The following is a 16,906-nucleotide window of genomic DNA, read 5'->3' as shown; positions in this document are numbered from 1 at the left end:
AAAATAAAAAACCTCTCAATTTGGGAGGTTTTTTTATGATTTTTAGATTAAAATCCGTGAAGATTAATGTCTTCCGTTCTGATCAGTTCTACTCTTTTCCCCATCTTTTTCTGGATGACGCGAAAGTGCTGCAGTTCATCATCTGTAAGTATGGTAATTGCAGTTCCGGATTCCAAAGCACGGCCGGTTCTTCCGATTCTGTGGACATAATCCAGCGGTGAACGCGGAAGTTCGTAATTGATGACATATTCCAACGAGTCGATGTGGATTCCACGACCGATAAGATCTGTCGCTACAAGAATTTGAGTTTCCCCTTCTTTAAAATCGCGTAAATTTCCTGACCTGGAACCTTGGGATTTTTTTCCGTGAACAGCCGTTGCGGGAATTTTATTTTTCTTGAGTTTTTCAGCCAGATTATCCGCACTTCTCGTAGACGAAGTAAAAACCAAAGCCTGCTGGATGTTTTTTTCTTTAATTAAATACCGCAAAAACGGACCTTTTCTTTCTTCAGTAACGTGATAGGCAAGCTGCGTAATTTTATCGAGATCGACTTCTTCCGCTTTAATTTCTACAAGAACAGGATTGATGGTCAGCCGTTTTTTAATCTCTTCGACTTTATCATTTAAAGTTGCGGAAAACAAAACCGTCTGTTTCTTTGAAGGCATCATCGCAAAGAGTTTGTTCATCTCCTCTTCAAATCCGAGCTGGAACATTTTATCAGCCTCATCAATTACCAGATGCGTGATTTGGGAAATACTTAAAGCTTTATGCTCAATTAAATCAAGCAATCTTCCCGGCGTTGCCACCAAAATTTCAACACCGAACATGCCTTTCATCTGCGGATTAATCGAAACTCCGCCATAAACTGCCATCGTCCGGATTTCCCTTTTCAGGTTTTCTGTAAAAGCTCTGAAAACCTCATCAATCTGAATCACCAGTTCGCGAGTCGGAGCTAAAACCAAAATCTGGATATTCCGATCTTTTTTCACCTCTTCATTCTGGAGTTTTTCCAGAATCGGCATTACAAAACACGCGGTTTTACCGGAACCGGTTTGTGCAATTCCCATTAAATCTTTTCCCGCCAAAATCACCGGGACGGTTTGTTCCTGTATGGGAAACGGCTTCAGAAACCCTAATTTTTTGACAGATTTAATAATATTGTGTGATAAGCCTAAAGATTCGAAAGACATAGATGCTGTTTTAGTTCCGCAAAGATAATCTATTCGGCACAGCATTCGGCATTTATCGTTTTTACTGGACTTTCGCCTCAATATTTCTTACCTTTAATGGCTTAAAGATTGCAATTCTGAAAGTTATTTTTTAAACACAAATTTCTTAAAATACGATTAATGAAGACCGAACCCAGATTTCACAACGCTCCGCATTTTAAAAATTTTTGGGAAAAAGGCAACGGAAAAGAACTTCTTGACTGGGCAGATTTTAAACCCGATATCAATAACTTCGAAAAGTTTTCATTTCTTTATCATCAGATTGATGAGCTTGGTGACGAGGCGGTGCGCACAACTTATCTGAAACTTCCGTACCCGCAGGCAAGTGCTCTGATCAAGAAATATTCCGCTACAAAAATTACTGAAAGCGACGACGCACCGGAAAGTTTAAAAAAACTTTTCATTCAGATGCAGGAAGTTCCGGCCTGGTTCGATAAAAACCTCGCAAATACCGGCGCCAGATTCTGCATGAGAAGCGGAACCAATGCACTTATTATTCTCCGCGATTTCACGCTGATGGGCGGTTACGATTACGCGTACCTCAACAAACCTTTAATTTTCACGGGAGCGCTTAAAAAAGGTGCGGTAAAACGTTTAAAAGACACGCTGGAATTTTGGGTAAACGTTACCCGCGAGAACGCTTTGGAAATTAACTCCGACGCCTATCAGTTAATCGTCAGAACCCGTCTGATGCATTCCTACGCGCGTTTAAAAATAAAGGAGAAAAGCGAAAACTGGGATAGCGAAAACTGGGGAGAACCCATCAATACATGGGATATGATTGCAACTTACACCGGTTTCAGCCTTGTTTTCATGCAGGGACTGAAAAAACTGGGCGTGAAAATTTCGGAAAAAGAAGAGCTGGGCGTTTTTCATCTATGGAAATATATCGGTTATCTCCTTGGAATTCCGGCTGAATATCTTCCGGAAAATAAACAGCAGGCCGCAGAACAGCTTTATTTGTGGAGTTCTTTGCAGGATAAAGGCGACTCAGATTCTGCACATTTAGCCAAAGCTTTGCTGGATGAAAATCTTGAAAACACGATTTACAGATTTCCCGTTCAGCGTAAACTGCTGCTGAATCTTCATCAGAGCATGAACTGGTTTTTGCTTGACCGGGAAATTAATGAAAGACTGCAGATTCCGAAAGTTTCAATGACTTCAGTTTTCCCGAAAATCATTATCAGAGCCAACAAAACCGCTCAGAAAATTTTCAGTTTGAATCAGCCGGAAAGCTATCAGAAACTGATCAATTTAGGTCATAAAGACCAGATGAAGGTTCTGGAAGACTATATTAAACACACCCCGAAAGATTTTCAGTACTAAAAAAAACGGTCCGCAACATTGCAGACCGCTTTCATTTTTATATTTCCGAAGGTCTATTTCACCATCATTTTGGTTACTGCGACTCCTTTGTCAGATTTAAGCTGAATTAAATACATTCCTGATTTGAATCCATTAACTGAAATGACCTGATCACCATTGTCTTTGGAGGTCTTAACCGTTTTCATCAGTTTTCCGGATAAATCATAAATCGCCAACGTCCCGTTTTTCGCATTCGTATAACGGATATTTGCCGTTCCGTTGGTTACAGGATTTTGAGTAAGAATTAATGAAACTGCATTTTTTACAGAACCGGCTTCATCGGTTGCCAGCGCAGAAGCGTTCCCGAAAATCCGGAAGCCACCTGCTTCAATGGTAATCGGAGCGCCAGTATCCGCTACAGGAACTGAAGTATTATCCATTAAATTTACCCAATTCCCTGTGAAAGGGAAATTAGGCACAATGTTTTGGGCGCTTACCGTGAAGTTCGCCAGAATCACCACATTTTTCAGCGCACTCGCCGTGGATGCATTATTAATATATATTCTCGGCATTAAGTTTCCGGATTCTACACTGAAGGTTTTCGTATTGAAAACATCGTTGGCCAATCTCAGTTCGAGAATTTTCGCCCAGGTATCATACACCGATTTTCGTGCAGCATCAGTATCATAAGCAAGTCCGAACGCTGACGGTTTAGGACTGAGTTTACAGTCTCCCGGAATGGCATCAGATTCTGTATTTACCGTTATTCCGTCTTCACAGGTGTAGATGCTTTTATCAAAACCAAGTTCCGCAAACTGCCAGATCATTTTCGGCCCCGGAACAGTAAGAAAAACCGCACCGTAAGCTTTCTGTCTCTGCAGTGCTGTTGCCAGATCCTTTACATTATAACCTGCTCCGCTCGCCCCGTATGTAATATTCTTATACATTATTCTTTCCTCATCGTGGCTTTCTCCGTAGCTGTCCGCACGTCTTTCAGTAAATCCGGCGTGGTTTTTAAAATCAACTCGGTTAAAGTTACTGTTGCTGGCATAGCCCATCGTATTCTGGTTATAAGGATCTGTCTGTTTATCCCACATCATTACTCCTTTTCCTTCTCCCACTCTGTAATTTGCCCATTGAGATTCTTCTGCGTCAGTCCCTAAATGTTCAAATATGATATAAGACGTAGGATCATAACTCCACTGATAGTCTGCGTAGGTTTTAAGAATATCCACCCTGTCCTGCTGATAGGCATTGGTACAGGTCTGATCTGCAGCGGTACAGTTCTGGGTAAATCCTTTGGTCAGATCCCAGCGGAATCCGTCAACTTTATACTCTTTAATCCACTGTTCGAGGACGCGGTTCACGTAGTAGTTGGTTTCAGGTTTTGAATGGTTAAAATCATTAAATACACTGTAAGCGTGCTTTGCAACCTGATTAAAATATGGATTGTCAGCGGCAGGATCTCCGAAACCGTCTCCATCCGGATCGATCATCCACATTCTTTCAATAGGACTTCTTCCCGTAGCGTGATTCAAAGCAATATCCAAAATAACTGCAATTCCGTTCTGGTGACACAGATCGATAAATTCCTTGAATTTTTCCGGGGTTCCGTACGCTTTATCCAAAGCATAATGGAAACCGGTATTGTATCCCCAAGAGCTGTTTCCGTCGAACTCCATCACCGGCATCAATTCAACAGCATTGATTTTTAATGATTTTAAATAGGCGATTTTATCAATCAGAGACTGCCACGTTCTTTGTGTAGTAAAATCTCTGACAAGCAGTTCATAAATAATTAAATTTTCCTTCGCAGGTTTGTTAAAATTTGTAACCGTCCAGTTATACGCTGGTTTCGCGGTCTGGATGACAGAAACTTCGAAATTCTGTCCTGCAGGATAAGCCGGAAGATTGGGATAAACCGTTGCAGTCTGATTGATGAACGGATCGTCATACGGCGAAAGCACTAAAGGAGAATATGGATCTGCTACTTTAATTCCGTCTGCAGTTCTGTACTGGAAGGTATAAACCTGTGAAGGTGTAAGTCCGGTAATTTCAGTCCAGTATAAATTCGGATTCGCGGTATCTTTTTTCATTTGATAATTCCCGCTCACCGTCCAGTTATTGAAACTACCAATCACGTGAACATAAGGTTTTCCGGGAGCGTAGATGGCAAGTCCCACTTTTGTAGGATCAGAAGGAACATAATTGATTCCCTGTTTCATATAAGCAGGAATGGCTTCCGTCTGCACCGGAACAGCAAGCGCAACCGTAAAGTTTTTTGTCACTGCTGTAGCATCTGATGCATTGGTTGCAGTTACAGCTATATTAGCATCCTGAGTAACCGTGTAGGCATAATTTAAAGTGGTGGAAGCAGTCGGGCTGGTATAAACTGTCGCGCCGTTCGCTTTTATCTGGTAGTTTGCCGGAAGTGACGAATTTCCTGTAATATTAATTACATTTCCGGAGTTCACTACATTGGTACTTCCTGAGGCAGGATTTGTGAGATTAAACTGAAATTTCCCTACATTCAGCACGATGTCCTGAGACTGCACGGAACCGTTTACTGTTTTCACCAAAAAACCAATTTTTGAAAGCGGATTTGCCCGGTTTCCGTAAAATGATTTCACGGTATTCATTGTAAAAGTATAGGTTCCGGTAGCGCCGGAACTCGAAACGTAAGTTAATTTATTTGCAGGATTGGATGCTGTCCAGGTTCCGTTGGTAGGCGCGTCTGCACTGGTATTGTTGGAGTCAAAAGACCAGGCCCAGAGATAAAGTGCATGGGAAGATCCTACGCCAAAATTGGTTTCATTCACCGTAAAAGTAACGGTAACAGCATCGGTTTCGTCAAAATTAGACGGATTTACCGAGTAGGAAATAATCTGCTGTGCAGCTGCAAAATAAGGAAGGAGCAGCGCCAGAACAAACGTGTAAAAATATTTCATCACTTTAAAATTTTAGAATGTAAAAGTACTAAAATGTAACAGACCAAAGCATTTTAGTTCAAGTATTTTAAAATGATTTACCGATTGGTAAAAAGCGTTTTAACTATCCTCATTTACCGGACGATAATCAATCTGGCTTTTGCTTTCCGTGATTTTTGAAGCGTTTTCCAGAAAGAAATTTTTTCCCGCTAAAAGTTCCGTTAACAAAGTGCGCATCTGCTCTGCGGCCACTTCCGGAAGATGCGATTTCTTTGCGGCTTCTATCACTTGCCTTTTGCCGTTCTGCTGCACTTTCGCGAGATCATCTTTGCTGAAAAGATTAAAGAACTGTTCTTCGATATTGTAGTATTTGTAATCGGTTTCGGTGGAAAGAATTTCGGGTGCGGGAAAATTCAGAAGTTTGACTTTCCTGTTCTTTTCATCCACTTCCCATTGAAATTTTTCGAAATCGTAACCCACCAAAACTTTCGCCTGAACGATTACCAAAGCTTTCTTTTTGGAAGGAATAAAATTAAAAAGCTTCGTGGTTTCCTCATAATTGTAAATCTCATTGAAATGCCCTTCCGCGGAAACCACTTTGAAAACCTTGCGCATACTTTCGGCGATCGTATGGGAACTTTCGGTGATTACAGCAGGTTCTGAAACCAACTTTTTCGATGCTAAGAATGCGATGACTCCTCCTAAAATAAGTCCCAACAAAAGCATCAGAAGAATCATGACTGAGTTTACCGATTCCGACTGGGTAAGCTGATAGAGAAAGAATCCTAAAAAAATCAGCATTAGAATTCCTACGGACCAAAGTATGATTTTGAATTTGTTTGAAGCCATCTGGTGAGTTTAAAATAAAGGTAACGATTTAGAAACCTTTCTTAAACATCAAAAAAAATGCTACAATCCAGCGCGGGAAGTTTATTTTTTCTGGAAAATTTTCGGCGGAAGTATGAGTTCCTCGAATTTACCTTTGGCTTCAAGCTTTTTCAGATAGAAATTTCTCGCCATTATTTTCAGCATTAAATCTTTATCCACTAAATTCCAGAAGGTCAGTTCATGAACTTTTTTAGGTTTCCGGATTTCATAAAAAACAGTTTCCCAAGTATCAGGATTATGATCAAATTCAATAATACCGCAATGTTCAGGGATTTTTTCCGCGTCGATCATTCCCATGGGCAAGAGAAAACTGAACTGGTTGCAGATATAATCGCCGCAGGAAATTTTGTCGTGTTTCAGGAATTTTTCTTTCGTTTTTGAATTCTGGTAATTTTTTTTGAAATCATTTTTGAAATCGGCTTTCGAAAACTTAATTTCAAACTCATGACTGAAACCTTCTTCATTCACAATTAAAATATCCGCTTCCCAATCGGAATGGAAATGATTGGTCAGCACCAAATCTTTCTCAAAGTCGTAAAACTTCGAGATAAAATTATAAGTAAGCTCTTCTACTTTAAGCATTTAAACAAAAAAATTAAGAAACCAAAAGACTGCAGCCACGGATATCGGAATGGTCAATCCGACCCAAAACCTGAAATTTTCCGTTTTCAACCTTACCCAAATCCTGGGTCGCAATAAAGCTGCAGGAATGAATATTTGCCAGGTCAATGATATTAATTGCGCCCGTTCTTCCTTCTTCAACGTAAGAAAATGGATCTTCGGTATTCCTGATGAGAATCCGCATCCATTTTGGACTTTCGTAAATATTTTCTCCCAAAGAATAAGCCTGCGACAAAAGCTCTGTCATGGAATATTCGGAGTAAATTCCGTCTGTGTCGAAACCTATTTGAAAAATTTTCAAAAGTTCGTCTTTCGTCATTTCCTTCTTTCTGCCCTTCATTCCGCCCGTTTCTATCACTGTAAGTTTCTGAGTATTTAAATGGTGGATTGATTGACTGTTACAGAAATCAAGATAATCGAGTAACGCGAAAGAAACTCCGAACAGGATAACTTTTTTGTTTTCCCCTGACAGTTTTTCTATAAGTTCAAATAATTCACCATGATTATACAAAAAGTAGCCGTTTTCAGGTTTTCCGGATTTCTTCATCAGGAAATCGACCATATAAATTAAAGACGAATGCGGATTTTCAGAATAATTGGGCAGCAGACCAAGGAAAATATACTCTTCCGGTTTACCGATAAACTGCGCGAAACTTTCGTAAATACTTTGTTCGTACAGTCCAAAATCTGCAATATAATGTTTGGAACGCGTCATTTGTGTCGTTCCTGAACTTTGAAAATAATTTTCTGCGGATGAATTTTTATCTAAAACCAAATGATTTTTAAACATTTCAATCGGCAGAAAAGGAATTTTTTCTACTTCAGTAATTTCATCCGGATTGATGTTCAGATAATCCACAAACTTCCGGTAAACCTCTAGGTTCTCGTATTGATAGCTGAAAGTTTCCAGACATTTTTTCTGAAAATCAGCTTCGGTTTTTATGTTGAAAATATTTTGCATGTTTATTAAATACTTTTACCACGGAGACACAGTGTTTACGCAGCGGTCACGGAGATTTATAGCGCTACATTGCCGTTAAAAATCCGTCGGTAACCACTTTTGAAAAGCGCGGAATTAAAATTGATCCTCAAAAGTTTTCAATTGAAAATCCTCCTGAAATTCACCGTAAGTGAAATAAGAAATCCAGTCACCAAGGTTAATGTATTTCGCTTTGCCGTTTTCCAAATCAAGAACCATCGGGAGATGACGGTGCCCGTAAATGAAATAATCAATGGGTTCCGTTTTCAGTTTTTCTTTGGAATAAATGATTAGGAATTCCTTGTCTTCCCCTAAAAAAGCTTTGTCTTCCTCACCGGAAATCATTTTATTCTGGGTCGAAAAGTAAATCGCCACTTTCATCGCAATATCAGGATGCAGCCAACGAAATGCCCACTGTGCAAAAGGATTGGTAAAAAGTTTCTTCATCCTTTTATAGCCTTTATCGCCAGGACCCAATCCGTCGCCGTGCGCCAGAAGGAGATTTTTCCCGTTGATTTCGAAATACTGTTTATCAAAAAAAACTTTGCAGCCTATTTCGTCCTCAAAATAATTTTTCATCCACAGATCGTGGTTTCCAACAAACATGAAAAGTTCAATTCCTGAATCTTTCAGTTCGGCCAGTTTCCCTAAAACCCGCACATAGCCTTTCGGAATCACGTGGTTCCACTCGTGCCAGAAATCAAAAAGATCGCCCATGAGAAAAAGAACCTGAGCATCCTTTTTAATCTCGTCGAGCCAGCGGATGAATTTTTCTTCCCTAACCTTGCTTTCTTTTGGGTTCGGCGCGCCAAAATGCTGGTCGGATGCGAAATAAACTTTTTTATTGGGTTCGAGATTGATCTTCATGTCTTTCGGTACACTTTATTTTAAACTTCTAATTCTCTTCTGCAAACCATTCTCCGTAGGAATTCTCGGTTTCGTGAAGTTTGAGGTAAGCCAAAGTGACGTCTCCTGAAAGTTTTGATTTAATCTTTTCGGCGATATCATAAAGCATATTTTCGCAGGTCGGCTGGTAACTGCAGAAAATTACCTTATGACCTTTCTGCTCCAGATCCTGACCCAAATCTCTATGCGGAGAAGCGCCATTTACCAAAACTGCGTGGTCCCAGAGATCGATGATTTCAGATTTTACAATTTTCTTGATGTCGCCAAAATCCACGACCATTCCGTTTTTGGGATGATCCAGATCATTGATTGGATTTCCTTTGACCGTCACGAAAAGTTTATAGGAATGCCCGTGCATATTTTTGCATTTTCCGTCGTAATTGTAAAGAACATGCGCGGTTTCGAAGGTGAAAATTTTGGTAATTCTAATCATTCTGCAAAGATAATATTTTGAGGTGACAATGCGGTAATTTGGAATTGGAAGGTTTTAACACAGAAATTTAACAGCTAAAAATCCTCCCGCAAAAGGCGGAAGGATTCACTAACAATATCAAAATAAAAAACTACAATCTTTTTAATGAAACTGAGCAGATTCGGTGGAATCTTTCATCGCGACAACGGAAGAGTTTCCTGCTGTAATAACGGTTTGAAGCGCATCGAAATATCCTGTTCCTACAAAACTCTGGTGTTTCACCGCGCGGAAACCTTCTTTCTGCAAAGCAAATTCTCTTTCCTGAAGTTCGCTGTAACCGGCCATTCCGCGTTTTTTGTACGCCAACGCCAATTCAAACATTGAAGTATTTAAGGCATGGAATCCGGCAAGCGTTATAAACTGGAATTTGTAACCCATTTTTGCGAGTTCTTCCCTGAAAGTTTCCATTTCCGGAACGGAAAGTTTCGCAGCCCAGTTGAAAGAGGGCGAACAGTTATAGGCCAGCATTTTTCCCGGAAATTTCGCGTGGATGCCTTCAGCAAATTTTCTTGCATAATCCAAATCCGGGTTTGAGGTTTCCATCCAGATCAGGTCTGCGTACGGTGCGTAAGAAAGACCTCTGTTGATTCCCTGCTCTACTCCGTTATTTACTTCAAAAAAACCTTCTGTCGTTCTTTTTCCGGTTACAAATTTCTGATCGCGTTTATCAATATCCGAAGTCAGCAAATCTGCCGCGTCAGCATCAGTTCTCGCGACTACAATGGTCGGAACTCCGCAAACATCCGCTGCGAGACGTGCTGCCACTAATTTATTGATCGCTTCCTGAGTCGGAACCAAAACTTTACCTCCCAAATGGCCACACTTTTTAGCGGAAGATAACTGGTCTTCAAAATGAACTCCGGCTGCTCCGGCTTCAATCATCTGCTTCATGAGTTCGTATGCATTTAAGTTTCCGCCGAAACCCGCTTCCGCATCGGCAACAATCGGGACAAGATATTCTTTTCTGTCCTCTTCTGCAACGCCATTGACCGACTGAATCTGATCAGCTCTCAGCAAAGCATTATTAATTCTTTTTACCACGCTTGGGACAGAATTCGCGGGATAAAGACTCTGATCCGGATACATTTCGCCGGAAAGATTCGCATCTGCCGCAACCTGCCAGCCTGAAAGATAAATCGCTTCCAAACCTGCATCTACTTCCTGTACCGCCTGGTTTCCGGTAAGCGCGCCTAATCCTGCGACAAAATCCTGACTGTTCAGTTTTTCCCACAATTTTTCAGACATGAGTTTTGCAATGGTGTAATCGAGCTGGTAAGAACCTCTCAATTTTAATACTTCTTCTGCGGAATACGGTCTCTGGATGCCGTTCCATCTTGGATTTTCCAGCCAGTCCTGTTCAAGCCGGCGGATTTGTTCCTGGTTTTTCATACTATTTTGGATTTGGTTTTTTATTGAAATGTTTAAATGAATTGATAGGCTTTCAAGGTCAGAAATTCTTCGAAGTGATCGTTAAGTACCAAATAATCGAAAATTTCTGTAGCTAACCCGAATTTTCCGTTACTAAAGCGTTCTTCACCCACGTAGTTTTTGATCTTTTCAAGTTCTTCTTCCTGCCAAGTCAAAACCATCGCAGGCAATAAAGTTCTTCCGTCATCCAGTTTTGCTTCATTTTTGAGCCACTGCCAAACCTGAGTTCTGGAAATTTCAGCGGTTGCAGCATCTTCCATTAAATTATAAAGCGCGGCGGCTCCGATTCCCATCAGCCATGAATCGATGTAGAGAATTCCGACGTTGATGTTTTTCCTGACCCCATTTTCGGTGACCGTTCCTTTTGGAATTTCGAGCAGATCAGCTTCTGAAATCTGATATTCTTCAAACTTTTTATTAATCTGATTTTCTTCAGGCATCAAATCATCGAATATTTTTTTTGCAACAGGAACCAAACCGGGATGCGCAACCCAGGTTCCGTCGTGTCCGTTTTTCACTTCTCTTTCCTTATCGGCACGCACTTTTGCATAAGCCGTTTCATTCTCCGCTTCATTGTTTTTCACCGGAATCTGCGCTGCCATGCCGCCCATCGCATGAACATTTCTTTTATGACAAACCTGAATTACGCGTTTTGAATACGCACTCATAAAAGGTGAAGTCATGGTCACCTGATCTCTGTCCGGCACGAGAAACTCCGGCAGATTTCTGAATTTTTTGATGTAGGAAAAAATATAATCCCATCTTCCGCAATTCAGTCCGGAACTGTGTTCTTGAAGTTCAAATAAAATTTCATCGAGTTGAAAAGCCGCGGTAATGGTTTCGATAAGAACGGTCGCTTTTACTGTTCCCTGTGGGATTTTAAGATAATTCTGAGAAAATTTAAAGACTTCATTCCACCATCTGGCTTCCAGATAATGTTCCAGTTTCGGAAGATAGAAATAAGGTCCGGTTCCGTTTTGAATCAGTTTTTCTGCATTTCTAAAAAAGTAAATTCCAAAATCAGTTAAAGAACCAGAAGCTTTCTGTCCGTTGATTTCAATGTTTTTTTCCTCCAAATGCAAACCTCTTGGCCGAACGAGCAAAACCGCAGTTTTCTCATTCAGTTGATATTTTTTACCATTTTCATTTTCAAAATCGATGGTACGGTTCACCGCATCTGAGAGATTTTGCTGACCTTCCATGCAATTTTCCCAGGTCGGAGAATTGCTGTCTTCGAAATCAGCCATAAAAGTGGAAGCGCCGGAATTCAGAGCATTGATAATCATTTTACGTTCCACCGGACCGGTAATCTCAACTCTTCTGTCGAGCAAATCTTCAGGCAGGGGATTACAAACCCAAGCTGACGTCCGGATTTCTTCCGTTTCCGGTAAAAAAGAAGGAAGATGATGATGATCAAATTCAAGCTGTTTTACTTTTCTTTCGGACAGAAGGTGAAGTCTCTCTTGATTAAATTTCTCGTGCAACTGAATTAAAAATTCAGAAAGTTCCGGAGTAAAAATATCTGAGTACTGGTCTTCAGCAATAATCTGAATTTTTCTTAACGCTTCCATTTTCAATGATTTAAGATTTGGTTTTACAAACTTAGATAAAATATTTTATTTTAGCGAACGTTCGCTAAAATAATATTATGCGAACAGCTGTTAATTTTTTCATAAATTTGGAAAAGGAAAATAATTTATTACTCTTATCATGCACGACGGCAAATTTATCAAAACAGTTTTCGGACTGAAACTCAAGCAGCAAAGACAGAAAAAAAACTGGTCTCTGCAGGATCTTGCCAATGAAACCGGCCTGTCCAAATCTTACCTGAATGAAATTGAAAACGGAAAAAAATTCCCGAAGCATGATAAGATCATCCAGCTTACCGAAAAACTGAACTGCTCGTACGACGAACTCGTCTCCACCAAACTCGACAAAGGTTTGGCGCCTTTCACTGAAATTCTGCAGTCGGATTTTTTCAAGGAAATTCCGCTCGAGCTTTTCGGAATCAATAAAAGCAATCTGATCAGCATCATCAGCGATGCCCCGAAAAAAGTAACCGCATTCATCAACACCCTGATTGAAATTTCACAGAATTACAACCTCGGAAAAGAAATGTTCTACTTTGCGGTCCTGAGAAGTTTTCAGGAACTTTATGATAATTACTTCCCCGAAATAGAGGAAAAAGCTCAAATTTATTTCACTGAAAACAAGTTTTCTTTCAAGCCAAGTTCGGCTGACTTTGAAAAAATTCTAACAGAACAGTTTCATTATGAAATCAGAAGTCTGAACTTTGAGCAGTACGGTGCGTCCGGAAAACTGCGTTCGCTATTCATCCCGGAAAAAAAACTGTTGCTGCTGAATGAAATTTTAGATGAAGACCAAAGAACTTTTATTTTTGCAAAAGAAATCGGTTTTAATGTTCTGCAGCTCACACCGCGACCTAACACTTATTCCTGGTTAGATTTTACGAGTTTTGAAAGTTTACTGAATAATTTTTACGCTTCCTATTTTGCAGGATGCCTGCTGATTCCTAAAGAAGCGCTGGCGGAAAAAATCACGGACTTTTTTAGGGAAGATGAGTGGGAACCCGGCTTTTTTGAAAGTTTAACTGAGCAGTTCACCAATTCTCCCGAAACATTTTATTACCGTCTCACCAATGTTCTTCCGTCCGAACTTGGGATTAAAGATCTTTTTTACCTGTGTTTTACGAAGAAGAAAAATTCAGATAAAATTCAGATTCTTAAAGAACTACATCTTAATCAGCAGCAGGCGCCACACGCCAATGCGACGAATGAACACTACTGCAGAAGGTGGATCGCCGTGAAAAATCTGGTGAGTTTAAAAGAAAACGAAACCCTTACCGACGCGCAGATCTCGCATTATAAAGACAGCGGTCTGTCTTACCTGGTTATTTCTACTTCACAGAAAAATCCTTTTTCTGACGGTACCAACCGAAGTTACTGCATCGGAATTCTTTTAAATACGAACTCCCTGAAAAAGATAAAATTTGCAAAAAGCGACCGGATAAAGACCATCAATGTCGGGGTAACTTGCGAAACCTGCAGCATTAATGACTGTGAAGTGAGACAGGCGCCGCCGGTTCGGCTGGAGAAAGAGCTTTTTAATGAGGACATGAAAAAATCCATCGCGAAAATCCGAAAAAATCTGATGTAATGATGAATGTTGCAAAATTTTGTATTTTTAAATGAAATTCTACAAACTTGCTGCTCAATCTGCTTTTCCCAAACCGATGCCTGCACTGCAACCGAATTATCAACGGGGCGGAGCTTGTCTGTGAACTTTGTTTTGACCAGATCCGTTTCACCCACCATCATTTTTCTGAAACCAATCTTTTGAAAGAAAAATGTTCGCTGCTTTTTCCGGTCGAAAATGCATTTGCTTTGATGCAGTTTGAGGAGGAAAGCCTGAGCCGTAAAATTGTTCATCAGCTTAAATATGCGTCCAGAGAAAAGACAGGAAAAACGCTCGCCGGCTGGGTAAGCGAAAGACTTGATTTCGGAAAAGAAAAGCCGGATTTATTGATTTCTGTTCCGCTGCATCCAAAAAAACTGAAAGAAAGAGGATACAATCAGCTTCATCTTTTTACGGAAACATTATCGGAAAACTTCAAAATTCCTTATGACCACCATTTAATCAGACGGAATTTCTACAAAAAAGCACAGGCTTTGAAAGATAAAAGACACCGAACCGAAACCGAAAATCTTTTTTCAATCGTCAAAAACATTGAAAATAAACACGTTCTGATCATTGATGATGTCTTCACTACCGGAAACACCATGAGTTCGGTTGCCTGGGAAATTCTGAAAGCCGGAAACAACAAAGTTTCTGTTTTGGTGATGGCGGTTGACTAATGTCGAGGTTAAGGCTAAGGATTTATCGCTGCAGTTTTTCACCGTAACTTAAATCTCCTGCATCGCCCAATCCTGGGGTGATGTATCCTTTGGAAGTTAAATGTTCATCAATTACGCCCACCCAGATTTTGGCTTCGGGATATTCTTTTTGGATGGTTTCCACGCCCTGTTTGGACGCAATTGCCGCAACGATATGAAGCTGTGTAGGTTTTCCGTGATTTAATAAATCTTTGATGGCTTCAATTAAACTTGCACCTGTTGCCAACATGGGATCGGCAACAATCAGCGGTCTTCCGTCGATATTGGGGCAGGTAAGATAATCCTGTTTGATGGAAAAATAATCGTTGGCATCGTGTTTTCTGTAGGCTGCCACGAAACCGCAGTCCGCTTTATCCAGATAGTTTAAAATTCCCTGAAACAAAGGAACGCCGGCTCTTAAAATCGTCGTAATAACGGGCTGAACGGCAACTTCTTTTACTTTAAGCTGATCAAGAGGCGTTGTAATCTCTATTTCTTTCTGTTCCAGGCCTTTGCTGATTTCGAAAGCTGCGATTTCACCGATTCTTTCCATATTTCTCCGGAATTTCATTCGGTCGTTTTGCAGTTCTACATTTCTAAGTTCGTTAATCCAGGTATTAACTAGGGAAAATTGATCAGATAAAACAGTAATCATAGTTGTTATTTATGCGGTAAAGTTCGTGAATTTTTATTGAAATCCGCATGATAAAAATTCTGTTGGTGATAGGAAGCTGCTATTTGGACTGAGAATGAAAATAAATTGGCGCGGTTCCGTTCCGGAACCGCGCCAATAAAGCGTTATCTAAACTCTTCGAAGAGCAACTGTCTTATCTTATAGCCCCGATTGTAGCGGCATCCTTTTACGGAACGGAGTGCAGTAAAAGATATAGCGGAAAGCGGGACCGCTTTTCTGAGAAGCTGATATTTTGCAGCTCCTAAAAAAAATTATTTCTGACGGAAATATATTTCAATTGGGACACCGGTGAAACCGAACTGTTTTCTCAGCTGATTTTCTGTAAATCTTTTGTACGATTCTTTCACGTACTGCGGCAGGTTACAGAAAAATACGAACTGCGGACTTGGAGTCGGTAGCTGTACACAATATTTGATTTTTACATATTTTCCTTTGATTGCAGGCGGCGGCGTATGTTCGAAAATCGGCAGCATTACTTCATTCAGTTTTGAAGTTTTAATTTTTTTCGCACGGTTTTCGTATACTTCCATCGCTACTTCTACGGCCTTCAGAATTCTCTGTTTGGTCAACGCAGAAACAAATAAGATCGGAATATCAGTGAACTGCCCGATTCTTTCTTTGATCTGATTTTCAAAATCGAGTGCGGTATTGGTTTTTTTATCTTCTACCAAATCCCATTTGTTCACGACAATGACGATTCCTTTTCTGTTTTTCTGAGCGAGTCCGAAAATATTCATATCCTGGGATTCCCAGCCTAAAGTCGCATCCACCATGATAATTACAACATCGGAATACTCGATGGAACGGATGGATCTCATCACGGAATAAAACTCCAGATCTTCTTTTACTTTGGCTTTACGGCGCATTCCGGCAGTATCAACCAACACAAATTCGTGTCCGAACTTGTTGTATAACGTTTCAATCGAATCTCTGGTTGTTCCCGCGATGTCGGTTACGATATTCCTTTCAACATCCAGCAAAGCGTTGGTAAGGGTTGATTTCCCCACATTCGGTCTTCCTGCGATGGTGATTTTTGGCAATCCTTCAAACGGATCTTTATAGTCGGTTGTTGGAAATTCATTTACGATATCATCGAGCAGTTCTCCGGTTCCGGAACCGGTTGCAGAAGATAAAGTATAATATTTTTCGATTCCCAGCTGATAGAATTCTGTAGCGTCAAGTTCTTCTTTTGCAGAATCCACTTTATTAATGGTTACATAAACCGGTTTGTTGGAGCGGCGAAGCATCTCGAAAATCTCCTGATCGGTATCCGTAAGCCCTTCTTCCACATTCAGCATGAAAATAATGGAAGTGGCTTCATCTACCGCCAGCTGAACCTGTTTGGTGATTTCTTCCTGGAAGATATCTTCTGTATTTACTTCATAACCACCGGTATCGATCACGGTGAACTCTACTCCGTTCCAGTCAGATTTTCCGTAATGACGGTCTCTGGTTACTCCGGCTGTGGAATCTACGATAGCTTCTCTTCTTTCGAGAAAACGGTTAAAAAGTGTGGATTTTCCTACGTTGGGGCGCCCAACGATAGCGACAATATTCGACATAA

14 protein-coding genes are annotated in these 16,906 nt (G+C 40.5%); 3 read left to right on the top strand and 11 right to left on the bottom strand.

All coding sequences use genetic code 11. From position 1 onward, the window contains the following. Positions 1–47: 47 nt before the first annotated feature. Positions 48–1,190: a DEAD/DEAH box helicase gene (locus KSK37_RS00765; RefSeq protein ID WP_217198869.1), complete on the bottom strand. Its 1,143-nt coding sequence runs from the start codon at positions 1,188–1,190 to the stop codon at positions 48–50. A gap of 159 nt (positions 1,191–1,349) precedes the next feature. Between KSK37_RS00765 and KSK37_RS00760 the strand changes: the two genes are divergently transcribed. Beyond that, the gene (locus KSK37_RS00760; protein WP_217198867.1) at positions 1,350–2,555 is read left to right on the top strand and encodes an oxygenase MpaB family protein; all 1,206 of its coding nucleotides are present in this window, start codon (positions 1,350–1,352) and stop codon (positions 2,553–2,555) included. A 53-nt stretch (positions 2,556–2,608) separates the two neighbouring features. On the opposite strand, the gene KSK37_RS00755 is transcribed toward KSK37_RS00760, so the two are convergent. The 8 genes from KSK37_RS00755 to aceB form a co-directional block, all read right to left on the bottom strand. Continuing rightward, positions 2,609–5,482 (bottom strand): alpha-amylase family glycosyl hydrolase, encoded by a 2,874-nt coding sequence (locus tag KSK37_RS00755; RefSeq protein ID WP_217198865.1) that lies wholly within the window; start codon positions 5,480–5,482, stop codon positions 2,609–2,611. 99 nt (positions 5,483–5,581) lie between these two features. Continuing rightward, positions 5,582–6,310: a DUF4230 domain-containing protein gene (locus KSK37_RS00750; protein ID WP_217198864.1), complete on the bottom strand. Its 729-nt coding sequence runs from the start codon at positions 6,308–6,310 to the stop codon at positions 5,582–5,584. Between the two features lie 81 nt (positions 6,311–6,391). Beyond that, entirely contained in the window at positions 6,392–6,931 is a 540-nt protein-coding gene (locus tag KSK37_RS00745) for a hypothetical protein (RefSeq protein WP_088358409.1), read from the bottom strand. 13 nt (positions 6,932–6,944) lie between these two features. Next, on the bottom strand, positions 6,945–7,931 hold the full coding sequence (locus tag KSK37_RS00740; RefSeq protein WP_217198863.1) for a LuxE/PaaK family acyltransferase: 987 nt from the start codon (positions 7,929–7,931) through the stop codon (positions 6,945–6,947). Positions 7,932–8,045: 114 nt separating this feature from the next. Continuing rightward, entirely contained in the window at positions 8,046–8,816 is a 771-nt protein-coding gene (locus KSK37_RS00735) for a UDP-2,3-diacylglucosamine diphosphatase (RefSeq protein WP_217198862.1), read from the bottom strand. 28 nt (positions 8,817–8,844) lie between these two features. After that, positions 8,845–9,288 (bottom strand): 6-pyruvoyl trahydropterin synthase family protein, encoded by a 444-nt coding sequence (locus KSK37_RS00730; protein WP_217198861.1) that lies wholly within the window; start codon positions 9,286–9,288, stop codon positions 8,845–8,847. Between the two features lie 141 nt (positions 9,289–9,429). Next, positions 9,430–10,716: an isocitrate lyase gene (gene aceA, locus KSK37_RS00725; RefSeq protein ID WP_217198859.1), complete on the bottom strand. Its 1,287-nt coding sequence runs from the start codon at positions 10,714–10,716 to the stop codon at positions 9,430–9,432. A 32-nt stretch (positions 10,717–10,748) separates the two neighbouring features. Further along, complete coding sequence (aceB, locus tag KSK37_RS00720; RefSeq protein ID WP_217198857.1) at positions 10,749–12,326, bottom strand: malate synthase A; 1,578 nt, start codon at positions 12,324–12,326, stop codon at positions 10,749–10,751. 139 nt (positions 12,327–12,465) lie between these two features. Between aceB and KSK37_RS00715 the strand changes: the two genes are divergently transcribed. Beyond that, entirely contained in the window at positions 12,466–13,932 is a 1,467-nt protein-coding gene (locus KSK37_RS00715; RefSeq protein WP_217198855.1) for a helix-turn-helix domain-containing protein, read from the top strand. 47 nt (positions 13,933–13,979) lie between these two features. Beyond that, a complete protein-coding gene (locus KSK37_RS00710; RefSeq protein WP_217198853.1) occupies positions 13,980–14,630 on the top strand; it encodes a ComF family protein in 651 nt (216 codons plus the stop codon). Between the two features lie 22 nt (positions 14,631–14,652). On the opposite strand, the gene upp is transcribed toward KSK37_RS00710, so the two are convergent. Beyond that, a complete protein-coding gene (gene upp / locus KSK37_RS00705; protein WP_217198851.1) occupies positions 14,653–15,303 on the bottom strand; it encodes a uracil phosphoribosyltransferase in 651 nt (216 codons plus the stop codon). A gap of 290 nt (positions 15,304–15,593) precedes the next feature. Then, on the bottom strand, positions 15,594–16,904 hold the full coding sequence (gene der, locus KSK37_RS00700) for a ribosome biogenesis GTPase Der (protein WP_088358419.1): 1,311 nt from the start codon (positions 16,902–16,904) through the stop codon (positions 15,594–15,596). Positions 16,905–16,906 lie beyond the last annotated feature (2 nt).

The sequence above is a fragment of the Kaistella soli genome (genome assembly GCF_019038595.1).
Taxonomy (GTDB): domain Bacteria; phylum Bacteroidota; class Bacteroidia; order Flavobacteriales; family Weeksellaceae; genus Kaistella; species Kaistella soli.
This window is presented reverse-complemented; position numbering and strand designations above follow the sequence as displayed.